Here is a 23593-nt window from a genome sequence, read left to right as displayed (position 1 = left end):
GCTCGCCTGCGCGAGTATTCCCTCCTTACAGTAGCCTAGGGGCGCCGCCCCTGTCCAGTGGGGGATTTGGCAACCCGGACATCCCGCTCGGATGAAGCGCGGCGCCGAACTTTGCTATACTATTCCCAAAGGAGTGTACGCCGCATGTTATCTTCAACCATCCCTGCGCCGCCACGGCTCCCCTACCGGGTGACACCGCTGACGGAGGAGCTGGCCGCCGCGCTGTGCGAGTGGCGGTACGAGCCGCCTTATACGTTCTATCAATGGCTCAGCTGGGCCGATATGCAGGCACAAGAACGCGAATTCGGCGACCCGACGATTCGTCGCGGGCAGTACGCCGCCGTCCTCGACGCGGACGACACGTTCATCGGCTTCGCGCAGTTCTTCCCCCTTGCCGGCGTCACTCGGCTCGGGCTCGGCCTGCGGCCCGATCTATGCGGGCGCGGCGTCGGTCTGGGCTTCGTCCAGGCGATCGTGCAAGAAGCGATCCGCCGCGCCCCGGACAACGAGATCGACCTCGAAGTCCATACGTGGAACGAACGCGCCATTGCCGTCTATGAGCGAGCCGGATTCGTCGTCAGCGATCGGTATGAGCTGCCGCTTGCCAGCGGCGTCCAGTCGATCCTGTGCATGGTGTACTACAACCGTCTATCCTAGCCCCGCTCGTAATCGCTAGCCGGAACAACGCCGCTCTCGCCATCCCCCGCAAGCAGGGTCTTATTCAGCCTATCGGAATACCACATGCAGGAAAAACGCGGAACCCGGCAAGGCGGCTGGCCGAACGCATGCGCCGGACGATGGAAACCGCCACGAGCCCAAGCGGCCGTAAGACGAGAGCATTGCCTACGCCTTGCGCCCCTCCCGTCCACAAAAATAAAGCGCTTTCAAAAATTGGTCTATCCCTTGCGCCGGCAGCATATTTTGATGATGAGCGAAGATAAGGGCGGTATTAATGAGGACGGCGCGATCCATGCGCGGGTGCCGCCGCCGTCTGCCGGCCGGGCCGCCGCCTCTTCGCTCGCCAAGACGTTCGCGGGAGGCGATCCGATGAAAGTTTTGAACATCGTCAGTTTGGCTGTTCTCATTCTCGGGGGCTTAAACTGGTTGCTTGTCGGCTTGTTCGAGTGGAACCTCGTGGAAGAGCTGTTCGGCGGCACCGATGCGGTCGTAACCCGGATTGTGTATGTCATTGTCGGCTTGTCAGCGCTTTATGGGCTCTCTTTCTTCGCCAAAGTCTCGGACGAGTGAACCTGAGGCAGCACCCGCGCCGCTCGATCATCCGCCAGCCTCGTGCCTTAGGCACGGGGCTCTTTTGCGCGGCAAGCCAGGTGAACCGGCTGACGCCGTTTTGGTGGACGAGCTAATTCATGTGGAATAAAAAAAGCCGTCCCCGCCTCAATCCTTCGCCGCCAGTCTGCGACTACGATTGAAACGAATGACGGCCAGGGGATGCTTCCCCTACAGCATTGGCGCGATACTATCTGCATAGTCCTTCAAGGCTTTCGCGAACATGAACGGCACCATGCCGATTGCGACCACGCCAAAGCCAATCCCTTTGAAAACTGCTACTACATTCACCATGAAAATCTCCTCTACTCATGTTGTTGGGTGAATCGCAACCGGCTATCATAGCCCTCATCATATGTAGGACTTTAGACCCTATGGTTTTGCGCCGCTGACTTTCGTCAGGTTTGCCCAAGCAGCAGTTCTTTGTGAACTTTCTGCGTTGCTTATGTGTCTATTCTATGAACATTGTCACATGATGTCCACTGGTAATATATGCTCAACATCGTGTTCATAAATAGGCCTTAATTCCCACTAAAATAAAAGAACGGCTGGACCGATATTTCACGATCTGCCGCTCTTCTCTTAAGTGGTTTACATTGGTAATTCGGTCTCGCCAGCAGGTTCGTCTTGGCCCGTATACGCTAGACCAGTCGAATAATCCGGCTTTCCTTCCCGTCAATGGACACCTCGATGCAGTGGTGCTTCGCCCTGTACGCCACCAGCCCGCCGCCCACTTTAATCACCGGGTCCTCGCCAAGGCCGTAGAACACGTCATCCGCCAACGCTTCAAGCACGTCCAGACGCTCTCCCGCCTCCATTTGCGACCATTCTTCCTCTTCCATTTCGAAGAACACATAGCCGTCTCCGATGGATCCGATCGCCTCGGTCAGCTCCTGCAAAATCTCTTTATACTCCCTCGCGTGTTTGACGCCCATTCCAATCGCCGCCTTTGCCTTGAAATCCGCAATCCTTCCGTTCATTCTACACGATTTCCATGGAAAATTAACGTTATACCTGTTTTTCGGGGCAAATGCTCTAATTTTCGTTCCGATTTTGACGATAAACAATATAGAGCACATGGTGTCGAAAAGCCGTATCTTTTGTCAGCCAATTGCTAGCGACCGTCCACCGCCGGATAGCCCGGCTTACGCGGCATGCAGCGTATAGCGCGAACGATTTAAATACTATATTAGATGGGGTGTAGGAATGGAAAAATCAACGCTTATCGGTGTCGTACTCGCGATTATCTCTATTTTTGTCGGTATGGTGCTGAAAGGCGCGCCGCTCGGAGCCCTCATGGTTCCCGCCGCCTACCTGATCATTTTCGGAGGAACGGCCGCGACGATCTTCATCGGATTCCCGATGGCGGAAGTCATGAAATTGCCTACGCTCTTCAAATTGATCTTCAAGGAGCAAAAGCTGATCAAACGCGAAGAGCTTATCACGATGTTCGTCGACTGGGCGTCTGTTACGCGCCGTGAAGGTCTGCTGGCGCTGGAGTCGAAGGTCGAGGAAATTCAAGACGGTTTCTTGCGCAACGGCATGCGGATGATCATCGACGGCAATGACCAAGATCTCGTGCATGACGTGTTAATGGAAGATATCGCGGCTACGGAAGAGCGTCACCGCGTCGGCGCTCAAATCTTCACGCAGGGCGGCACGTACGCGCCGACGCTCGGCGTACTTGGCGCCGTGGTCGGTCTCATCGCGGCCCTGCAGGACATGAGCGACATGGACAAACTCGCGCATGCCATCGCCGGCGCCTTTATCGCAACGCTCCTCGGCATCTTCGTCGGTTACGTTGTCTGCCACCCGATCTCCAACAAACTGAAGCGTCTGTCCAAACGCGAGGTTGAAATCAAAACGATGATGGTCGAAGGTCTCCTGTCCATCCAATCCGGCGTATCCACGACGGCGATCAACCAGAAGCTGTCTGTCTACCTGACGCCGACCGAACGCGCGAAGCTGGAGCAGAAGGGAGCAGCGGCGAGTGAGTAAAAAGCATAAGCACGCCCATCATGAAGAGCACGTCGACGAATCCTGGCTTATCCCCTATGCCGACCTGTTGACCCTGCTGCTCGCGCTTTTTATCGTATTATTCGCGATGAGCTCGGTCGATGCCAAGAAATTCGAAGAAATGGCGCAAGCGTTCAACAGCGCGCTGAACGGCGGCAACGGCATTTTGGATAACACCTCGGTTATGGAGACCGGTCCCGTGGACGGCAAGAAGCAGAACAAAGACGAGAATAACGCGACTTCCCCTGCAGGGCAATCGCAAGCGGCGAAGGAGCGCGAAGCGCAGAAAAAGAAAGAGCAGCAGGAACTGGAGAACTTGAAGAAGAAGGTCGACAATTATATCAAGGCGAACGGCTTGTCGACGCAGCTTAACACGAAGCTCAACCAGTCCCAGCTCATGATTACGATTAGCGACAACGCCCTGTTCGCTTCCGGCAGCGCGACGGTCAAGACCGATTCACGCAAGCTTGCCTACGCGATCGGCAACATGCTTGTGGCTTATAATGACTACGATATCGTCGTCTCCGGCCATACGGACAACCAGCCGATCTCGACGTCGGAATTCAAGTCGAACTGGGATTTGAGCTCCTCCCGGGCGATTCGGTTCATGGATATTCTGCTCAGCAACAAAAGCTTGGATCCGCGCCACTTCAGCGCGATCGGTTACGGGGAATATCGTCCGCTCGAGGACAACAATACCGCGGCCAACCGCGCGAAGAACCGCCGCGTCGAAGTGTCGATCATCCGGAAGTATATCGATGCAGCGAACACAAGCGATCTTCCGGTGACGCCGTAATCCGGCAGCTTGTCCCTACCAGCGAGCCCAACCCTTTACCCCTAGTATGCACCGCAAAAAGCCCGATCTACCCGCGTAACGCGCAGGTAGATCGGGCTTTTCTTATGCAGCGTATACCGCCTTCGCAGCCCCGCTAGTTCAGCTGCGCGAACAGCTCGGTCAGCTCCTCGTTCGTCAAGTCGCGCCACTTGCCGTTCGGCAGCGCGCCAAGCTTGATATTCATGATTCGCACGCGGCGCAGCTTCCGCACCTGATAGCCGAACGCGGCGCACATCCGCCGAATCTGACGGTTGCGGCCTTCGTTGAGGATGATTCGGAACACGCGATCGCCCTCTTTAGTTACCGTGCACGGCAGCGTCATGCTGCCGAGAATATGGACCCCTTCGCTCATGGCCTGCACGAATTTGGGCGTAATCGGCCGGTCGACGGTCACGACATACTCTTTGTCGTGCTTGCCCTCCGCCCGCAGAATACGGTTGACGATATCCCCGTCGTTCGTCAATAGAATCAAACCTTCGGAGTCCTTATCCAATCGGCCGATCGGGAAAATCCGTTCGCGATGGCCGACAAAATCGACGATATTGCCTTCGACATGCTCTTCCGTCGTGCTCGTGATGCCGACGGGCTTATTCAACGCAATATAGACATGGCTCTTCTGCTCGCCGATCGGCTTGCCATCAATGCGCACATCGTCGCCATGCTCGGCCTGGCTGCCCAGCTCGGCGACGGCGCCGTTAATCGTGACGCGACCGGACTCGACCAGCTTGTCCGCTTCTCGTCTGGAACAGACGCCCGTCTCGCTAATAAATTTGTTGATCCTCACCCTGATGTCCTCCTGGCTTAGCCAATCCGGGACGCTGCTGCAGCGATCCCATCGTTCTCGTATACCCAAGTGCCGTCACCCGAGGCAGCCGCCGCGGTCTTCCCCGTGCCTGCCGCCGCGGCGCGCATGGCGCAGGCCACCTCCCGATCCGTAATCGGCCGGTATTTGCGCATCGGTCCGACGAAGGCCCAACGGATAAGCGGCGTAAGCAGCACCGCGATCCGCTCGCCCAGCCGAAATTCGCCCCGCTTGCCCAGCAGAAGCGACGGACGCAGCAGATGCAGCTCCTTCAGACCCTCAGCGACCAGCGCCTGCTCCATTTCGCCCTTTACACGGCTATAGAAGATGCGGGAGTCCGCGGTTGCGCCCATCGCCGATACGACGACCATCCGCGCCCCGCCTGCCGCCGCCCAAGCGCCGAGCCGGACGGGGTATTCGTAGTCCACCTTCCGAAATGCCTCTTGCGTGCCCGCCGTCTTGATCGTCGTCCCGAGCGCGCAGTAGACCACATCTGCCGCTACCCCGGCAAGCGCCTCCTCCAGCCGGTCCAAATCGGCCACGATCACGCGCAGACGGCCGTCAGCCGCTGCCTGCTTCAGCGCGGGGTCGTTCAGCGGCCTTCTCGCGAGCACCGTGACGCTGGTACAGCTTGGATCCCGCGCGAGTTGACGCACCAACTCGCTGCCTACTAGCCCCGTCGCGCCTACGACGAGGGCGGAGTATGGGGCTGCCGCCCCGCCATTGCCCGTCAGTTGCGAATCGTCCTTCCTCATGCGCAGCGCACCTTTCCTCTATTGTACACGATTCTGCGAACCCTCGCCTTCGTCCGTCACGTTCGGCTGCTCGCCGAGCGGCAGCGTAATCGTCACCGTTGTACCGATGCCCACGGCGCTCGTGATGTCGAGCACACCTTGATGGCTCTGAATAATGCGCTGACTCACCATGAGCCCCAATCCCGTTCCGGTCTCTTTGCCGGTGAAGAACGGATCGCCTAGCTTCGGAATCATCTCCTCCGGGATGCCGATGCCTTGGTCGATGATCGTCACGATGACGTTACGGGCGCCCGCGCGAGCGATGCGAATCGTGATTTCCCCTCCTTCGGGCATCGCTTCAATCGCGTTCTTCAGCACGTTGATGAACACTTGTTTCAGCTGATTCTCCTCGCAGGCGATAATGCACGTGTCCGTCGTAAAATCAATCTTAAACATAATGTCGCACAGATGCGCCTGGCTGTCGAGCAGCGAAATCACGTCGCCGAACACGTACCGTACGTCCTTTGTCTCGAATCGGGTGGCTTGCGGCTTGGCCAGAATGAGAAATTCGCCCACGATCAGGTTAATCCGATCCAACTCGGACAACATAATATCAATATGGCGGCTATTATGTTTGCCGGTCTCCTGCTGGAGCTGAAGGAACCCGCGCAGCGTGGTGAGCGGATTGCGAATTTCGTGCGCGACGCCGGCGGCCAATTGACCAACCGTCGTCAGCTTCTCCGACCGGCGCAGCAGCTCCTCCATCTTGTTGCGGCTGGTGACATCCCGCGTGATGCTGGCCAGCGCGCTCAGGTCGCCATGTTGATCGCGAATCGGGGACGTCGTAATGCTCACGTCGATCCACTCGCCGCTCTTCGTGACCCTTACCGTCTCTCGCGTATTGAGCAGCCGGCCCGATTTCAGCCAATTCAGCGCTTCTTGCTCTTCGCCGAGCAGGTGCTCCGGCACGAGCGGCAGCGTCCGTCCGACCGCCTCGTCGGCCGGATAACCGAACATGCGCTCGAACGCGCGGTTCACCTGCAGAATGCGTCCTTCCAGATCGACCACATGGATCGCATCGGTCGTATGGTTGATGAACGACTCCAAGTACTCTTTCATCGAGCGATTATCTTCGAACGACACCTTTAGCTTCGCCGTGTAGACGCTTAAGTTTTTGCTCATGGCGTTCACGCGATTCGCGAGCTGGCCGAATTCATCCTTGCGCTTGACTCGAATCGCATCGTCGAACCGGCCGAAGGAGACCTCATTGATTTTCCACAGCACGTCGTGGATCGGCCGCATGAGAACCCCTGCGATCCAATAGCTGCCGATGACGAGAATCAGCAGCAGGAACACGGCGATCCAAATTTGCGTGACACGTTGCTCCATCACCTGCTCCATCATTGGCGCCTTATCATATACGATTCTAAGCACGAAGCCGTCCGTCGCATTCGTATCGAAATAGCTCTTGATGACCCGGCTTCCCCGCAGCTCGGCATCCCGGTAGACCGGCGTCTCTTTCGCGGCCGCGGCGATTCGTTCTCCATCATCTTCGTCTGCATACGTATATTTGCCGAATATCGGCGTGACGACTCCCGCTCCGTCACGCCCGCTTTGCGGCGCGGCCGAATCGTACTCGAAGCCCGATATCTCCAGTATCGCCGGATTATCCGCCATCATAACCGCGATGACCGATTCAGGTCCCATCGCTCTCGCATAGCGATCTCCTAAACGATCGACGACTTTGCAGCTGATGATAAAATCATGCGCGGAGCTGAATGTATAACTCCAACTCTCTCCCGTATGTTCGGCTTTGTAACTTGGCGGCGCGCTTGAACCGATCAGCGGCTCGGCTCCTTCTTGCGCAAGCGCCTCGATTCGAGACGCATTGGCCGTCCAAACCGGGTTTGCAAGCGCGCTGGGCTGATCGGCCGAAGAGGGCCCGATCGCATATTGTCCTTGCCCATTCGGCTGCAGAATCGTTATCTCGGCAAGGCCCAGCCGTGCCGTCAGCGCACGAAGCTCTTGCGGGCGAATCCGATCTGCGGGCTGGTCGAGCAATGCGGATACGGCTGCAGACACCGATTTCAGCTTGTCTTGCATCGTTAGGTCGATTAGCCGGATGCCGTTATGATACCGATCGACCGAAGTCGTAATTTGCTTGGCAATGCCGGTGATTTCCGCTTCCGCTTCGGCCCGCAGGTTGACCCGTGTCGAATATTCATTCACAATCACATTGAGGATAAGCAGCACGAACACGATGAACGAGATGATGCAGGTGAGCTTCGTCTTGACTGACAATTGGCGACAACCCCTTTTCGATAAGACCGTGCATGGACGAACCAGCGTGATGAGCCCATCCCCAGACCTCCCGGATGAACCGGGTATAACTTTTTGCAGTACGCCGATTTTTCCGCATGTGCCTATTGTTTTCGGTGGATTTGGCAAGAAAACGCGAACCTTATCCACAAGTTATCCACTCTATGCACAGGACGACTGAATAAAATGGGGATAATAATGTGCACAAACCTCGACTTATCCACAATTCTATACACAACCTGTTAACAACGAATATTTGTTCGTAGCATAATTCGAGCGAAAACGACAACATGAAGTTGTCGAAAAAAGCCATTGCACGCTGCACTCTACAATGACGGGAGATACCTATGATGTTTATACGCGAAGAAGATCAACGCTGGATGCAAGAGGCCATTGAAGAAGCACGGAAAGCCGAAGCCATCGGCGAAGTGCCGATTGGCGCCGTTATCGTGAAAGACGGCAGCATCATCGGTCGTGGGCACAACCTGCGCGAGACCACCGCTGATCCTACGGCCCATGCCGAAATGGTAGCCATCCGGGAAGCGAGCAAGCACTTGGGCGCTTGGCGGCTCATGGGCTGTACGCTCTACGTAACGCTGGAGCCCTGCCCGATGTGCGCCGGCGCGCTTGTCCAGAGCCGTATTCACAAGGTTGTGTACGGCACGACCGACCCGAAAGCCGGCTGCGCGGGCACGCTGATGAATTTGCTGCAGGAGCCCCGGTTCAACCATGAGACCGAGATGGTTAGCGGCGTGCTGCAAGAAGAATGCGCCGCTCTGCTCACAAATTTCTTTCGTAAGCTGAGAAGGCGCATGTAGGTTTCCTATTCCGAAGGGAACGTCCGATAACCTGTCCGCCCTCTAATCAGCTCTTCTTTCTGTATCCGCTGCAAGTCCACGATCAGCTCGTCCGCTGCTTCGCTTGCCGCCAGAACTTCCGGGTCGGTCAGGCTCCCTCGCGCCTCCGCAAGATGCTGGAGTTTGACGCGAAGCGCATGGAGCTCATCCAGTAGTTGTATTTTGTCTTTCATGTCGCGTACAGTTCGCTCCATTCGCATCGAGGGTTACAATCAGTAACGCTTATAATTATACGCTTCGGAAGCTTAGTTTTTTGTAATTTCTTGTCGATAGACTACCTGTTTATTAGAGTTATTTTCGACAGTTATCTACATATTTCCAGGCATTTTGATCTACTACCACGCTTGGCATGGTTCCTATGCACCGTTCCTGTTGTGAAATTAGCGCTATATCGAACATTACTCGTGTGCTGGAGCGTGCAAGTCTCTTCACTGGTAAGCGATGCGCGCAGCGTATATGCTGTATGCGACTGACGCCGCTAGGCCCTTCTCTACCGCTGCTTATGTTGCAGCGTACGAGCCGTCTATGCTAAAATAATGGAACCGCGCGCCCGTAGCTCAGCAGGATAGAGCGACAGTTTCCTAAACTGCAGGTCGGAGGTTCGAATCCTCTCGGGCGCGCCACGATTTGAACTGCCGAACCCTTGTTGATCAAGGGTGGTTTGGGAACGAACAAGATCCCCTCATAGATGCACAACGGCCCCGTTAGGGGCCGTTTTTTTGTCGGTTATTTGGGTGATCACTGCGTATCCACAGCCCACCGCTCGATCCACAGCTGCTTGCCAAGATGGACCATGCTATTTTGGCGATAGCGGTCAGCATCCTTCCGATTGGAGAAAATAGCTCTGATTATTTCGGTCATGTTATCCACTTTTTCCTTTACAAGAAATACCGATGTCATCCAATCACCTCGTGAAATGGGTCTCTTTCTTGTAGACATGTATATGACCTAGTAAACCTTTTTATATCGATTCCAAACGAAAAGCATGTTTTCGCAATCACATGAACCTGTTCGGGTTCGCAACCTCCACCCGGCTACCGTCCTACAGCTCACCCACCCATCATCCGTCGAGACGCGGCGTTTTTCAAACTGTCATTCAATCTTCTTCTCCAAATGCCGATAATAGGAGTATTCTTCCTATAGAGAAGGAGGAATCGACGATGGATATCGCCATGCTGTCCATGAGCTTGTCTCAGATGAAGCTCGGGCAAGCCGTCGGCATCAGTGTCCTGAAGATGGCCAAGGAGACTGCCGTCTCGCACAACGAAGGGCTCCTCCAAGCGATGCAGCAGAGCGCGCAGCCGCATTTGGGGCAGCGTATCGACCTTCGGGCATAACGTGTTCCGCTAGACCCTTCTTCCTCTTGGGAGAAGGGTCTTGGCGTTATAACAGCCCTGTGTCGATAAATCTGCCGGCCGCAATGGAGCAGACCCGCGTATTCGCAATTTTTCCCGTTTCTAATCCGCCAAATCCCGCTTAAGAATCGCTATCCACAAACCCACAGGTTTTTCCCCATTACCCCCGAACTCGGCATCAGCCTCCGATCCGCGCGCGGCGTTACGCACATGTGGATAACGTTATCGAATGTCCAATTCCTTTGCTCCGTGCCTCGCCATACGACAAAAAGCACCTCCGCCAAGGGAGGTGCTCCTACCGGTCAACCTATAGCGCAGGCGCGCCGCCAAACAGCGACTCCAGCTCTTCCATCGGTACCGCATCGGTCGGAAGCTCGTATTCGAACTTCACGTCTTCGTTGATTTGGTCATAGCTCGTGTCGAAGTGCAGGCCGAATTTCATCGTCTCGCCTTCGTTTGTCACGTCCACGTTGGCAATCAAGCTCTGGTACACGAGATAATCGTCTTTGACCGCGCCCGTTACGCTGAGCTCGTTGATTTTAAGGCTCTTCTTGATTTCATCGATGCCTTGCTTAATCTCGCCGTCTTCCGTGCCTTCCAATTCCTTCTTCGCGCTCTCCAGGTCTTCCTTCGTCAGGCCAAGCGCCGTCAGGTACGATTCGTTCTTCAGCAGCGAATCAATCAACTGGGGCGCGACCTTATCCACGATCGTCGTGATCGCTTGGTCGAAGTTATCCGGCGTAATCGCGAAACGGATCAGCTTCTCGTCCTTCAGCTCTTCCGGCAGACCTTTCACGTCGGCCGCCTTCACTTCGCTGAAGTAGGTTTTCTCGTCAAAATTGTCCATGAGCGTCTTCGTCATCTCTTGGACCATCTGCTGGGTAGCGGCCGTATCCAGCGACTTCAGATCTTGGCCTTGCTGTTCTGCCAGCTTCTTCATGTCGATCTCGACAAATTTGCCTGTCAGCTCCTCCGGCATCGGGAACATCGGAATCTGCGGGATTTTAATCCACATCTTCTCTTCCGTCACGATCATCGGGAAGCTAAGATTGAAACTCATGCCGTCTCCGCCCAGCTTCATATCCATCGTCAATTCCGTGCGCATCGGCTTGGTCTGGGCATTGCCGCGGAACGTGACCGTCGCGCCCTTGAGCAGGCTCGAGACCATGGCGGCCGCCTGCGCATCTTCCGCGCTCATGCTCTCCGGCAGCGTCAGTTCATCGAAGCCCAGTTCGCCTTTGAAGCTGTATGACTTCAGATCTTGCATCTTGGTTAACGCCGAGACAATATCTTCTTTCGGAGACTTGCCGGCGCTACAGCCGGATACGATCAACATAAGTGCGGCAAGCAGCAGCGGTACAACAATTTTCAATCGATTCATGTAGGTTGGTATCCTCCCTTGTGTTCTGCCGCGCAGTAACGCGAGCCCTCCTATTTTAAACGATACTAGGGCGCGACGGGAAGGGGATTTCTGTAAAAATTATTTAAAAAATCCCTGTGCCGTTCCTTTCGCGAGGAACAACCAGGGACTTTTCACAAGTTCGGAGAAGCTTAGCCCTCTCCGTTATTATGGCGGGAATGGTTCTCGTTCTTCGTTTTCTTCGATCCGGATAGCGGCTCCTGACCGCCGGAGCGGCCTGCCTCGGCTTTGCTTACTTGATGCTCGTTCTCCGAACCGTTCACTGGCACCGAACGTGGTTTGCTCATCTTCAGCACTCCTTTCTGGTCTCTCACAAGGGATTTTCGCTAGCTGCGTTGGTTGGTCAGATCCGTCGGCTGATCATGGTTCAGCGCATCCTGATGGCGACGGTCGTTCTTGTCCTGGTTGAGCTGCTGCGCGTGATGGCTGTTTACGGCCGCTTGGTCGAGACTCTCCGCCACGTTCGTTAAGTTTTTATCCGCCGTGCCTTTCGCTTTGGACATCGGTTGCACCTTCCTTTTTCCTCATAAGGTCGTTGCTTGCGTTCCCAAATTCTACGCGTGCGTCAGCTGATGCAGCGCCTGGGCGCATTCGTGAATATGGCGCGTGTAATCCTGCACGAGCTGCTGGATGATATCCGTGCGCTCGTCGACCGAACGGCCGTCGCGCTCCACGTCGACCAGCTGCACCTTGACTTCACGGCTGTCCAGGTACGTTACACTGTAATCGAAGCTGTACATTTGATGGCCGGCTGTATGAATCGTAATGCGCAGCGTATTGTCGCTGGCTTCGTCGGCTTTGACGATCGCCCGGTCTGCCTCGTTAATCGTCGTCGGCAGCGTACGCTCCCAAGCCGCTACGAGCTGCTGCTGATCAATGCGAAGTTTGTCTTGTTTGGACATACTGCTTCCCACCTCCATGACGATAATATGCGGTGGGGACGCGCCTTTTATACTCATGAAACGGCCGTCTGCGCGCACAAGGTAAAACGGCTGTCTCCGTCTTTAGCGGAGAAGCGCGTTTCATTCCGGGGAATTGGGAACTCGTGCATACACGAGAAGCTGATACATGCTTAGAAGTCAAAAAAACGCCCCGGCATTCGCCGGGACGTGTTATATGCTTAACTGGCGGAGAGGGTGGGACTCGAACCCACGTGGGCTTGCGCCCTAACGGTTTTCAAGACCGCCCCGTTATGACCGCTTCGGTACCTCTCCGTATCAATGATGTCGCCCTAAAGGGGACAAAATGAATTGTACCACAGGCCAAAAACGATTAGCAACTCCATTTTTGACCTGGGCAACAATTTTGCGTATAGCAGTTTATGGCTTCAGCACTTCAAGACCGCCCATGTACGGACGGAGCGCTTCCGGCACGATCACCGAGCCGTCAGCCTGCTGATAATTCTCGAGAATCGCGGCCAGCGTGCGGCCGACGGCCAGACCCGAGCCGTTCAGCGTATGCACGTATTCCGGCTTGCTCTTCGGTTCGCGTCGGAAACGAATGCCCGCACGGCGTGCCTGGAAGTCCTCGACATTCGAACACGACGAAATCTCGCGGTACGTGCCGCCGCTTGGCAGCCACACTTCCAGATCGTACGTCTTCGCCGCGGAGAAGCCCATATCGCCCGTGCAGAGCGCCAGCACGCGATAAGGGAGACCCAGCAGCTGCAGCACACGTTCGGCGTTCGCTGTCATCTTCTCGAGCTCGTCGTACGACGTCTCCGGCAGGCACAGCTTGACCAGCTCCACCTTATTGAATTGATGCTGGCGAATGAGTCCGCGGGTATCACGGCCGGCAGAGCCTGCTTCGGAACGGAAACAGGCGCTATACGCCACGTAGTGCTTCGGTAGATCCGACACGTCGAGAATCTCGTCGCGGTGCATGTTCGTCACCGGTACCTCTGCGGTCGGGATGAGGTAGTAGTCGGAATCCGTGAGTTTGAACAGATCTTCTTCGAACTTCGGCAGCTGCCCCGTGCCGACCAGACTGTCGCGGTTCACGATATAAGGTGGCAGAATTTCCTCGTAACCATGCTCGTCGCTGTGCAGGTTCATCATGAAGTTGATCAGCGCGCGCTCCAAGCGTGCTCCCAACCCCCGGTAGAATACGAACCGCGAGCCCGTAACTTTAGCTGCCGTCTCAAAGTCGAGTATGCCCAGCTGCTGCGCGATATCCCAGTGCGCCTTCGGCTCGAAATCGAAGGACGGCACGTCTCCGATCCGGCGGATCTCCACATTGTCGGCCTCCGACGCGCCGATTGGCACGCTTTCGTTCGGGATATTCGGAATGGACAGCGTCAGCGCGTCGACTTCCTCGTCCATGACGCGAAGCGATTCGTCCAACTCCTTGATGCGGTCGCCGACATGACGCATCTCTTCGATCAGCGCGTCTGCGTTCTCGCCGCTTCTCTTCAGCTTGGCCACTTCTTGCGACACCGTATTGCGGCGCGCCTTCAGCGTCTCGGTCTCTTGAATCACTTCTCTGCGCTTCGTATCGAGCGCGGGGAAGCCGGCGATCAAGTCCAACGATTTGCCGCGGTTGCGCAGCGCCTGCTCGACTTGGCCGAAATCATTTCTTAGCAATTTGACATCCAACACGAAAGGTGAGCCCCTCTCTATTCGCTATGTAGTTTATTCCTTGTTCCTGCGGCATCCGATTATCCTTCAGCATTGACGCATTTAACTTCCGTATACTCGAGGCGCTCGTACACCATGACCGCATGAGCCGTCGATGCGAAAAAGAAGACTGCGTCAATCCGCAGTCTTCTGCTTTTACCGCTTCACCGCGGCCGCTTCTTCCGCCATGCGAAGAAAATAAGCATGAAGCGCATAATCGTCGGTGAGCTCCGGGTGGTAGGAAGAGGCCAGCAAGTGCCCTTGACGCGCCGTTACGATCTCGCCATTGTATGTCGAGAGCACCTCGACTTGCGGCGCGACTTCCTTAATCAGCGGTGCACGGATGAAGACGGCGCGTACTGGCTCGTCGATTCCCTTGACCGGCAAATCCGTCTCGAAGCTCTCCCGCTGACGGCCGAACGCGTTGCGGGCAACGGTCATGTCCATCAGCTCCAGATGCGCCTCCTCTTGTCCTTCAATGCGTTTGGCAAGGACAATCAGACCGGCGCATGTGCCGAAAATCGGTTTGCCGTCTGCAGAGAACTGCCGAATGGCATCAAGAAAGTCGTATTTCCGCATGAGTTTGCCGATCGTCGTGCTTTCGCCGCCTGGGATGATCAAGCCGTCCAACTCGTCCAATTGCTCGACCCGCTTGACGGCGACGGCTTCGCCGCCCGCCGCTTCAATGCTCCGAATATGCTCCGCAACGGCTCCTTGGAGCGCCAATACGCCTATTTTCATCTCGTTCACGCCTTCTTTCCGATTACCTGTTGTTGCAGCGTTATTATGATCCGAGCTTCTTAAGCCCGGGTACGATCTACTCGTTATCTATTACCAGCCGCGGTCCTGCATGCGCTGCGTCGCGTCCAGCTTCGAGATCTCGATGCCTTTCATTGGCGTGCCCAGGTTCTTGGACACTTCCGCGATCAGCTTGTAGTCCTGGTAATGCGTCGTTGCCTCTACGATGGCGCGAGCGAACTTCTCCGGATTGTCGGATTTGAAAATCCCGGAGCCGACGAATACGCCGTCTGCGCCCAGGTGCATCATCAGCGCCGCGTCGGATGGCGTTGCTACGCCGCCTGCCGCGAAGTTAACAACCGGCAGCTTGCCCGACTCATGCACGCCAAGCAGCAGGTCGTAGGACACGCCCAGGTTCTTCGCTTCCGCGTACAGCTCGTCCTTCGAGAGGTTCTGCACCTTGCGAATCTGTCCATTGATCAGACGGATGTGGCGAACGGCTTCCACGATGTTGCCCGTTCCCGGCTCGCCCTTCGTACGCAGCATCGCCGCGCCTTCTTGGATACGGCGAAGCGCTTCGCCCAGATCCTTCGCGCCGCACACGAACGGTACCGTGAAGTCACGCTTGTCGATATGGAATACTTCGTCCGCTGGCGTCAGCACTTCGCTCTCGTCGATGTAGTCCGCGCCCAGCGCTTCCAGTACCTTTGCTTCCACGAAGTGACCGATACGGGCTTTGGCCATAACCGGAATCGTCGTTACTTTCATGACTTCTTCCAGAATCGTTGGGTCCGCCATGCGGGCTACGCCGCCTGTCGCGCGGATGTCCGATGGTACGCGCTCCAACGCCATAACCGCCGTTGCGCCAGCCGCTTCGGCGATTTTCGCTTGTTCGGCGTTCATAACGTCCATGATGACGCCGCCTTTTTGCATTTCAGCCATGCCGCGTTTAACGCGGAAAGTACCTGTTTCCATTGTTAAAAGCCTCCCCGTTATTCAGCAAAATGCCGTACTAATTCTAACCAATAATTTTACAGCATCATGCCTTAATCGACAACCATTATTCATACTAAATGGGTTGCAATTAGAACAGATCCACGATGCCTTGGAACAAGCCGGAGAAGAAATCACCGATAGCCCGCATCATGAGCCTGAACCAGCCTGCCTTCTCGACGTCAGCCGTCGCGATCAGATCGACCGTCGACTCCAATGCCTTGCCCGTAGCCGGATCCTTGTACGCATAGGTGACCGTGCCGAGCTTCTGGTCCTTCTTGATCGGTGCCACAAGCTGGTCTTCCGGCAGAAGCGTCAGCTTCGTTTGTTCGACAGCGGGCGTCTCGCCTTTCTTCACCAAGAACGATACGCCGGACTTCGTCGCCACCGGCACGGACTTGGACTTGCCTTTCTTTATTGTGACCGTCTCCGCTTTTTCTACAACCGCATTCGGCTGCACGACCGTTTTGCGCTCGAAGTTCGCGAAGCCGTAATCGTACAATTTGGCTGTCTCGCGGAAACGCGCTTTCTGCGATTCCGTGCCCATGACAACGGAGATGAGACGCAGATCGCCTTGTTTGACCGTTCCCGTGAAGCAGTATCCGGCGGCGCTAATATAGCCGGTCTTCATGCCGTCTACGCCCGTGTATGCGAATTGCGCGATGCTTGGCGTTTCCGGATTGGTTTTGTGCGCTTCCAGCATCCAGTTCCAGTTGACCATCGGCTTTTCGTCGCGTTCACGGAATTTATATGTAGAGATTTTCGAGTAGTCCAAAAATTCCGGGTGCGTGTCCAGCAAAATCTTCGCGAATTTGGCCATGTCCCTTGCGGAAATAACCGTCGTGTCGGCAAGACCCGTCGCCGTCGTGAAATTCGCGGTCGTAAGTCCTAGGCTCTTCGCCGTCTCGTTCATCTTCGCCACGAACGCTTGCTCAGAACCTGCGATATGCCCGGCTAGCGCGATCGTTGCATCGTTCGCGGACCCGACCGCCATCGCGATGTACATGTCTTTCAGCGGATGCTGATCGCCTTCGGCCAGGTAAATCTGCGACCCGTCGGCAGGAACCGCAGCAGCTTCGGCATTAGCCGTCACGACCGTATCCCAGGATTGCCGTCCGGATTTGATTTCTTCGAGGATGATATACTCGGACATCATTTTCGTCATGCTCGCGGGAGGACGCACCTCATCCGCATTCTTCTCGTACAGCACCTGACCTGTCGCGGCATCAATCAGGATCGCGGCCTCCGCGTTCAGTCCAAGCGAATCCGATGTATTCGATGAGTTCGTGCTTGCTCCTGCTGCCATAACCGAGGTGGAACCCAGTGTCATTAAGAGTACCCAAACAGCCAACATTGCAGACATCACCGGCACCAACCGTACCGGCTTTCGGTTGCGTTTCAACGTATCTCTCCTCTTCTCCCATTTATTTGTTCACGCATTATTGTAACACATCCCTCGTACCCGAAAAAGCCAAGCAGAGGTTAAGGCGCCATTTGATCTCAAACGGAAGAAACACGATCAAAGACGAGCTTAAGCATTTCGCGATTGGTACCCAATACGATTAAGTTCCTTCTTGCCGAATGGAAGTCTGGACCTATCGTATGGCCATCTTCTCGCGTGATACACAAAAAACAGCGCGCACCTCAATGGTACGCGCTGTTCGATATTTATATATTGAAGAAAGACGAATTCAAGTCACGAATTAAAGCGAGTAGTTCGGCGCTTCTTTCGTAATTTGAACATCATGCGGATGGCTCTCGCGCAGACCCGCGTTCGTGATGCGAATGAAGGACGTGTCGTTCTTTAGCTCATCGATGTTCTTCGTACCGCAGTAACCCATACCGGAGCGGAGACCGCCGATTAGCTGGTGCACGGTATCGGCAAGCGGTCCTTTGTAAGCCACACGGCCCTCGATGCCTTCCGGAACGAGCTTGTTCTCGTTCTCTTGGAAATAACGGTCTTTGCTGCCCTCCTTCATCGCGCCGATGGAACCCATGCCGCGGTAAACTTTGAAGCGACGGCCCTGGTAAATTTCGAATTCGCCCGGGCTCTCTTCCGTACCTGCGAACAAGCTGCCGATCATAATTGCACTTGCGCCAGCCGCGATCGCCTTAGTTACGTCGCCGGAATATTTGATCCCGCCATCGGCGATAACCGGGATATTATACTCGCGCGCAACGGATGCGCAATCGTAGATGGCTGTAATTTGCGGTACGCCAATGCCGGCGATAATACGGGTTGTACAGATCGACCCTGGCCCCATGCCGACTTTGATGACGGAAGCGCCTGCTTCGATCAGATCGCGCGTTGCTTCGCCAGTCGCGACGTTGCCGGCTACGATCGTCAGGTTCGGGTGAGCGGCGCGTACTTTCTTCACCATCTCCGTAACGTTCTGGTGATGACCATGCGCCGTGTCAATGACTAACACGTCTACGCCGGCTTGTACGAGGGCTTCCGTCCGTTCGAGCGTATCTTTCGCGATACCGACTGCCGCGCCGCACAGCAGACGACCATGGCGGTCTTTGGCCGCGTTCGGGAACTGAATGGCTTTCTCGATATCTTTAATGGTAATGAGACCTTTAAGCGTATTCGTCTCATCCACGAGAGGGAGCTTCTCGATTTTATGCTTTTGGAGCAGAACTTCCGCTTGTTCCAGCGTCGTTCCTACTGGTGCGGTAACCAAATCGGTGCGAGTCATGACTTCGCTGATTTTCATCGAGTAGTCATGGATGAAGCGCAAATCGCGATTCGTGATAATGCCAACGAGCTTCTGATTCTCGTCTACAACCGGCACGCCCGAGATCCGATATTTGCCCATCAATTCTTCCGCATCGTAAACGTGATGATCCGGTGTCAACGAGAACGGATTCGTAATAACGCCGCTTTCCGAACGCTTAACGCGATCGACTTCTTCCGCTTGTTGCGCGACCGACATGTTCTTATGGATGATTCCGATGCCGCCTTCCCGCGCCATTGCAATCGCCAAAGCAGCCTCCGTTACCGTATCCATCCCTGCGCTGAACAGCGGGATATTGAGCTTCACGTCCGCGCTCAACTGAATCGATACGTCGACTTCACGCGGCAGTACCTCCGATCGACGAGGTACGAGCAGTACGTCATCGAAGGTCAGTCCTTCTTTGGCGAATTTGGTTTCCCACACGAGTATGTTCCTCCCTTTGCTTTCATCCGAAATAAAAAATCCCTAAAAAATAAAGCCACTCACGTATATTGTTGCAATTTTAGCAGAGGGGTATTAGGCTGTCAAGATAAGTCCGAACAGGCACTTTTGTCGAAATCAAGAACGATAATCATATTTGCAATTCGAGCTCCACAGCAAAAATTCATGGATGCCTTGCTTCCGGGCAGCCAGCACTTGCGCGCGTACTTGATTCACTCCATAATTTTGGTGAGGATCCACCCATGTGGCCGTAAAGCTTTGCAGCCATGGTCGAATTCGAGCCGGTTTACGTCCAATTTGTTTGATCTGTTCATTCTGCTGCTTAGCGTCTTTCATCGCCTGCTTAATGACAGCGGAAGGGTGAAGGTCCGGCGATTTAATACCGTACATGCCGGACGAGTAATGCGAAGGATAGGTCATCGGCGAAATCACATCGACCGTGCCTGCAATCTCTCTCCACGTCTGCCCAATGCCCATATCATCGGTCGATGAGGTAACCAAACCGAACACGTCAACGGATAACTTGGCCCCCGTGGGAGTAATGCCATGTCTTGCTTCTCTTAAGAATGTACCTATAATAGCCGCTTTGCTTCGCCCACCAGTTGGCGCGAACCTTACTTGCTGATTAACCTTTACGCCATTATCGGGGAACCGGACATAGTCGAACTGAACTTCATCAAACCCAAGATTGGCGGCTTCTTTCGCAATCGCGATATTGTATTCCCGTGCCCGGGCTTGGTAGGGATCGAGCCAAGCTACGCCCTTTGCATCCCGCCAAACTCCGCCGGCTTTACGCTGAAGCGCCTGCGAGGGCCGCATTCGGGCATAATAAGGATCTTTAAAAGCAACGACACGACCAATGGTATAAATCTGTTTCGCATGAAGCTGCTTCAGCAAAGACCGTATGTTGGATATCGGCGGGCTAGCATCGGCTTTGATCGCTTTCACTTCGGGTACATTGGATTTGTAGGTCAAATTGCCATAATCATTTTTAACATCGATGACCATCGCGTTCAGATCCGTTTTCTCGATAAGACGGATTAGTTTTGCCATGCGTCCTGGATCGCCAGCTACCCAGCCGGACACGTAAATGCCCCGTACTGGCTGTGTATTAGCCACTCGCGCAATCGTCGGGGCCGCTTGTGGCCATGTCTTCGTCCTTATAGAAGGTCGACTCATGTTGGGACGTTTCTTTAATAAAGGCTCTTTCTTTAAATTCCCTGTTATTCGCTCGGTACCTTCGGCCGCCACTTTAGGCAAAACCGATTCGTTGCGCTTGGCTGGCAAAGTGCATCCACTGGATATTACAAGAATAAAAACGGCGAGCATTATAATGACCGTGCGTAAAGATCGTTGCATGGTTCAACCACCTCCCGTCGACGTTGCTCAATAGTATGGACGGAAGCGATGCTCCTGTGTCAAGGAGATGAATCCAAGGTAGGTGAATGCTGTCATGGTGATGAGATTCTCTACGCCATCTACACCATGGGTGCTCGGTTTGACATGAGTCAGAAAACCGGTTTGTCAGAAAAGCCAAAAAATCCAAGTAAAAAGCAAAAAACCGACCACATCACTGTGGTCGGTCATTCGTGCTTGGCGACGTCCTACTCTCCCAGGACCCTGCGGTCCAAGTACCATCGGCGCTGGAAGGCTTAACGGTCGTGTTCGGGATGGGTACGCGTGGTTCCCTTCCGCCATCGCCACCAAACATTCAAGGTGTTACACCCTGAAAACTGGATACGAAACTCAACACTTTAGCTGTGTTTGTCTAAGCTCTTGTGAACTTAAACCTTTAGGATAAGCCCTCGACCGATTAGTATTCGTCAGCTGCACGCATTGCTGCGCTTCCACCTCGAACCTATCAACCTGGTCGTCTTCCAGGGGTCTTACTAATTGGGAAATCTCATCTTGAGGGGGGCTTCACGCTTAGATGCTTTCAGCGCTTATCCCGTCCGTACTTGGCTACCCAGCGGTGCTCCTGGCGGAACAACTGGTACACCAGCGGTACGTCCATCCCGGTCCTCTCGTACTAAGGACAGCTCCTCTCAAATTTCCTACGCCCACGACAGATAGGGACCGAACTGTCTCACGACGTTCTGAACCCAGCTCGCGTACCGCTTTAATGGGCGAACAGCCCAACCCTTGGGACCTACTTCAGCCCCAGGATGCGATGAGCCGACATCGAGGTGCCAAACCTCCCCGTCGATGTGGACTCTTGGGGGAGATAAGCCTGTTATCCCCAGGGTAGCTTTTATCCGTTGAGCGATGGCCCTTCCATTCGGTACCACCGGATCACTAAGCCCGACTTTCGTCCCTGCTCGACTTGTGGGTCTCGCAGTCAAGCTCCCTTATGCCTTTGCACGCTTCGAATGATTTCCAACCATTCTGAGGGAACCTTTGGGCGCCTCCGTTACATTTTAGGAGGCGACCGCCCCAGTCAAACTGCCCGCCTGACACGGTCCCCCCACCCGATTCAGGGTGGCGGGTTAGAACTCCGATACGATCAGGGTGGTATCCCAACGGCGCCTCCACCCAAGCTGGCGCTCAGGCTTCAACGGCTCCCACCTATCCTGTACAGATCGTACCAAAGTCCAATATCAAGCTGCAGTAAAGCTCCATGGGGTCTTTCCGTCTTGTCGCGGGTAACCTGCATCTTCACAGGTATTAAAATTTCACCGGATCTCTCGTTGAGACAGCGCCCAAGTCGTTACGCCATTCGTGCGGGTCAGAATTTACCTGACAAGGAATTTCGCTACCTTAGGACCGTTATAGTTACGGCCGCCGTTTACTGGGGCTTCGGTTCATAGCTTCGGGTTGCCCCTAACCACTCCCCTTAACCTTCCAGCACCGGGCAGGCGTCAGCCCGTATACTTCGCCTTACGGCTTCGCACAGACCTGTGTTTTTGCTAAACAGTCGCTTGGGCCTTTTCACTGCGGCCCCCTCGGGCTATTCACCCTACCGAGGCACCCCTTCTCCCGAAGTTACGGGGTCATTTTGCCGAGTTCCTTAACGAGAGTTCTTCCGCGCGCCTTAGCATGCTCTGCTCGCCTACCTGTGTCGGTTTGCGGTACGGGCACCTTCACCTGGCTAGAAGCTTTTCTTGGCAGCGGGAACACATAACCTTCGGTACTGTAATTTTCCCTCCCCATCACAGCCCAGCCTTACGATGCGCGGATTTGCCTACACATCAGCCTCACTGCTTGGACGAGCTATTCCATCAGCTCGCGTTACTATCCTTCTGCGTCACTCCATTGCTCATAACGGCTACGGTGGTACAGGAATATCAACCTGTTGTCCTTCGACTACGCCTTTCGGCCTCGCCTTAGGTCCCGACTTACCCTGAGCGGACGAGCCTTCCTCAGGAACCCTTAGGCTTTCGGCGGACAAGATTCTCACTTGTCTTTTCGTTACTCATACCGGCATTCTCACTTGTATGCTGTCCACCAGTCCTTACGGTCTGACTTCAACCTACATACAACGCTCCCCTACCACTACACCATACGGTGCAATCCATAGCTTCGGTGGTGTGTTTAGCCCCGTTACATTTTCGGCGCAGAGTCACTCGACCAGTGAGCTATTACGCACTCTTTAAATGGTGGCTGCTTCTAAGCCAACATCCTGGTTGTCTTTGCAACTCCACATCCTTTCCCACTTAACACACACTTGGGGACCTTAGCTGATGGTCTGGGCTGTTTCCCTCTTGACAATGGATCTTAGCACTCACTGTCTGACTCCCGGTTATAAGTCGATGGCATTCGGAGTTTGACTGGACTTGGTAACCCTTGGCGGGCCCCGCACCCAATCAGTGCTCTACCTCCATGACTCTCAATACCGAGGCTAGCCCTAAAGCTATTTCGGGGAGAACCAGCTATCTCCGAGTTCGATTGGAATTTCTCCGCTACCCCCACGTCATCCCCGAATTTTTCAACATTCGTGGGTTCGGGCCTCCAGTGCGTGTTACCGCACCTTCACCCTGCACAGGGGTAGATCACACGGTTTCGGGTCTACGACCACGTACTCATTCGCCCTATTCAGACTCGCTTTCGCTGCGGCTCCGTCTCTCCGACTTAACCTTGCACGTGAACGTAACTCGCCGGTTCATTCTACAAAAGGCACGCCATCACCCATATAGAGGGCTCTGACTTCTTGTAAGCGCACGGTTTCAGGTTCTATTTCACTCCCCTTCCGGGGTGCTTTTCACCTTTCCCTCACGGTACTGCTTCACTATCGGTCACTAGGGAGTATTTAGCCTTGGCAGATGGTCCTGCCGGATTCCGACGGGGTTTCACGTGTCCCGCCGTACTCAGGATCCGTCTCGGAGAGTGCTGGTTTTTGGTTACAGGGCTTTTACCTCTTCTAGCGGGCCTTTCCAGACCTCTTCGCCTAACCAACACCTTTGTAACTCCATGTGAGACGTCCTACAACCCCAAGGAGCAAGCTCC

23 protein-coding genes, 2 tRNA genes, 2 rRNA genes and 1 riboswitch (1 of these 28 running past the window's edge) are annotated in these 23593 nt (G+C 54.9%); of the genes, 7 read left to right on the top strand and 20 right to left on the bottom strand.

Annotation, left to right across the window (positions count from 1 at the left end):
- Positions 1-144: 144 nt before the first annotated feature.
- Both ACFSKT_RS30565 and ACFSKT_RS30560 read left to right on the top strand, forming a co-directional pair.
- A complete protein-coding gene (locus ACFSKT_RS30565; protein ID WP_377717487.1) occupies positions 145-657 on the top strand; it encodes a GNAT family N-acetyltransferase in 513 nt (170 codons plus the stop codon).
- A gap of 267 nt (positions 658-924) precedes the next feature.
- Positions 925-1248: a DUF378 domain-containing protein gene (locus tag ACFSKT_RS30560; RefSeq protein WP_377717485.1), complete on the top strand. Its 324-nt coding sequence runs from the start codon at positions 925-927 to the stop codon at positions 1246-1248.
- A 210-nt stretch (positions 1249-1458) separates the two neighbouring features.
- On the opposite strand, the gene ACFSKT_RS30555 is transcribed toward ACFSKT_RS30560, so the two are convergent.
- The gene (locus ACFSKT_RS30555) at positions 1459-1581 is read right to left on the bottom strand and encodes a hypothetical protein (protein WP_377717483.1); all 123 of its coding nucleotides are present in this window, start codon (positions 1579-1581) and stop codon (positions 1459-1461) included.
- 30 nt (positions 1582-1611) lie between these two features.
- A riboswitch (cyclic di-GMP riboswitch) is annotated at positions 1612-1706 on the bottom strand.
- A 222-nt stretch (positions 1707-1928) separates the two neighbouring features.
- Complete coding sequence (locus ACFSKT_RS30550; RefSeq protein ID WP_377717482.1) at positions 1929-2222, bottom strand: hypothetical protein; 294 nt, start codon at positions 2220-2222, stop codon at positions 1929-1931.
- Between the two features lie 271 nt (positions 2223-2493).
- Here ACFSKT_RS30550 and motA point away from each other — a divergent pair, with 271 nt between their 5' ends.
- A complete protein-coding gene (gene motA / locus ACFSKT_RS30545) occupies positions 2494-3285 on the top strand; it encodes a flagellar motor stator protein MotA (protein WP_377717480.1) in 792 nt (263 codons plus the stop codon).
- Positions 3278-4099 carry a flagellar motor protein MotB gene (gene motB, locus ACFSKT_RS30540; protein ID WP_377717479.1) on the top strand — a complete coding sequence of 274 codons (822 nt, stop codon included), beginning with the start codon at positions 3278-3280 and terminating at the stop codon, positions 4097-4099. The genes motA and motB overlap by 8 nt, the downstream gene beginning before the upstream one ends.
- A gap of 133 nt (positions 4100-4232) precedes the next feature.
- Here motB and rluF read toward each other — a convergent pair whose 3' ends face one another.
- Genes rluF through ACFSKT_RS30525 form a run of 3 tightly spaced genes read right to left on the bottom strand, consistent with a single transcriptional unit; the run spans position 4233 to position 7975 of the window.
- Complete coding sequence (gene rluF / locus ACFSKT_RS30535) at positions 4233-4922, bottom strand: 23S rRNA pseudouridine(2604) synthase RluF (protein WP_377717478.1); 690 nt, start codon at positions 4920-4922, stop codon at positions 4233-4235.
- A 17-nt stretch (positions 4923-4939) separates the two neighbouring features.
- Positions 4940-5695: an NAD(P)H-binding protein gene (locus ACFSKT_RS30530; RefSeq protein WP_377717476.1), complete on the bottom strand. Its 756-nt coding sequence runs from the start codon at positions 5693-5695 to the stop codon at positions 4940-4942.
- 18 nt (positions 5696-5713) lie between these two features.
- Complete coding sequence (locus ACFSKT_RS30525) at positions 5714-7975, bottom strand: ATP-binding protein (protein WP_377717475.1); 2262 nt, start codon at positions 7973-7975, stop codon at positions 5714-5716.
- A gap of 368 nt (positions 7976-8343) precedes the next feature.
- On the opposite strand from ACFSKT_RS30525, the gene tadA reads away from it, so the two are divergent.
- Positions 8344-8811 carry a tRNA adenosine(34) deaminase TadA gene (gene tadA / locus ACFSKT_RS30520; protein ID WP_377717565.1) on the top strand — a complete coding sequence of 156 codons (468 nt, stop codon included), beginning with the start codon at positions 8344-8346 and terminating at the stop codon, positions 8809-8811.
- Positions 8812-8816: 5 nt separating this feature from the next.
- Here tadA and ACFSKT_RS30515 read toward each other — a convergent pair whose 3' ends face one another.
- Positions 8817-9023, bottom strand: a complete 207-nt coding sequence (locus ACFSKT_RS30515) for a Spo0E family sporulation regulatory protein-aspartic acid phosphatase (RefSeq protein WP_377717473.1) — start codon at positions 9021-9023, stop codon at positions 8817-8819.
- A gap of 373 nt (positions 9024-9396) precedes the next feature.
- On the opposite strand from ACFSKT_RS30515, the gene ACFSKT_RS30510 reads away from it, so the two are divergent.
- Positions 9397-9473: transfer RNA gene (locus tag ACFSKT_RS30510), tRNA-Arg, on the top strand.
- 115 nt (positions 9474-9588) lie between these two features.
- On the opposite strand, the gene ACFSKT_RS30505 is transcribed toward ACFSKT_RS30510, so the two are convergent.
- Positions 9589-9711, bottom strand: coding sequence for a hypothetical protein (locus tag ACFSKT_RS30505; RefSeq protein WP_377717472.1), 123 nt, complete (start codon positions 9709-9711; stop codon positions 9589-9591).
- A gap of 299 nt (positions 9712-10010) precedes the next feature.
- On the opposite strand from ACFSKT_RS30505, the gene ACFSKT_RS30500 reads away from it, so the two are divergent.
- Entirely contained in the window at positions 10011-10187 is a 177-nt protein-coding gene (locus ACFSKT_RS30500; protein WP_377717471.1) for a YjfB family protein, read from the top strand.
- 325 nt (positions 10188-10512) lie between these two features.
- Here the strand turns inward: ACFSKT_RS30500 and ACFSKT_RS30495 are convergent, their stop codons facing one another.
- The 13 genes from ACFSKT_RS30495 to ACFSKT_RS30435 all read right to left on the bottom strand — a co-directional run.
- Complete coding sequence (locus ACFSKT_RS30495; protein WP_377717470.1) at positions 10513-11586, bottom strand: hypothetical protein; 1074 nt, start codon at positions 11584-11586, stop codon at positions 10513-10515.
- A gap of 170 nt (positions 11587-11756) precedes the next feature.
- Complete coding sequence (locus tag ACFSKT_RS30490; protein WP_148933038.1) at positions 11757-11912, bottom strand: small acid-soluble spore protein P; 156 nt, start codon at positions 11910-11912, stop codon at positions 11757-11759.
- 39 nt (positions 11913-11951) lie between these two features.
- Positions 11952-12128, bottom strand: a complete 177-nt coding sequence (locus ACFSKT_RS30485; protein ID WP_377717469.1) for a hypothetical protein — start codon at positions 12126-12128, stop codon at positions 11952-11954.
- Positions 12129-12179: 51 nt separating this feature from the next.
- Positions 12180-12527 (bottom strand): hypothetical protein, encoded by a 348-nt coding sequence (locus tag ACFSKT_RS30480; protein WP_377717468.1) that lies wholly within the window; start codon positions 12525-12527, stop codon positions 12180-12182.
- 223 nt (positions 12528-12750) lie between these two features.
- Positions 12751-12839, bottom strand: a tRNA-Ser gene (locus tag ACFSKT_RS30475).
- 105 nt (positions 12840-12944) lie between these two features.
- Entirely contained in the window at positions 12945-14222 is a 1278-nt protein-coding gene (gene serS / locus ACFSKT_RS30470; RefSeq protein WP_377717467.1) for a serine--tRNA ligase, read from the bottom strand.
- Between the two features lie 174 nt (positions 14223-14396).
- Entirely contained in the window at positions 14397-14981 is a 585-nt protein-coding gene (gene pdxT / locus ACFSKT_RS30465) for a pyridoxal 5'-phosphate synthase glutaminase subunit PdxT (RefSeq protein WP_377717466.1), read from the bottom strand.
- Positions 14982-15071: 90 nt separating this feature from the next.
- A complete protein-coding gene (gene pdxS, locus ACFSKT_RS30460; RefSeq protein WP_377502516.1) occupies positions 15072-15953 on the bottom strand; it encodes a pyridoxal 5'-phosphate synthase lyase subunit PdxS in 882 nt (293 codons plus the stop codon).
- Between the two features lie 109 nt (positions 15954-16062).
- Positions 16063-17373, bottom strand: coding sequence for a D-alanyl-D-alanine carboxypeptidase family protein (locus ACFSKT_RS30455; protein ID WP_377717464.1), 1311 nt, complete (start codon positions 17371-17373; stop codon positions 16063-16065).
- A gap of 301 nt (positions 17374-17674) precedes the next feature.
- Positions 17675-19132, bottom strand: a complete 1458-nt coding sequence (gene guaB, locus ACFSKT_RS30450) for an IMP dehydrogenase (RefSeq protein ID WP_377717463.1) — start codon at positions 19130-19132, stop codon at positions 17675-17677.
- Between the two features lie 135 nt (positions 19133-19267).
- Entirely contained in the window at positions 19268-20509 is a 1242-nt protein-coding gene (locus ACFSKT_RS30445; protein WP_377717461.1) for a putative glycoside hydrolase, read from the bottom strand.
- 232 nt (positions 20510-20741) lie between these two features.
- Positions 20742-20858, bottom strand: a 5S ribosomal RNA gene (gene rrf, locus ACFSKT_RS30440).
- 85 nt (positions 20859-20943) lie between these two features.
- A 23S ribosomal RNA gene (locus ACFSKT_RS30435) occupies positions 20944-23593 on the bottom strand; it runs 280 nt beyond the window's last position.

Source organism: Paenibacillus xanthanilyticus (genome assembly GCF_042682185.1).
GTDB classification, from domain to species: domain Bacteria; phylum Bacillota; class Bacilli; order Paenibacillales; family Paenibacillaceae; genus Paenibacillus_Z; species Paenibacillus_Z xanthanilyticus.
This window is presented reverse-complemented; position numbering and strand designations above follow the sequence as displayed.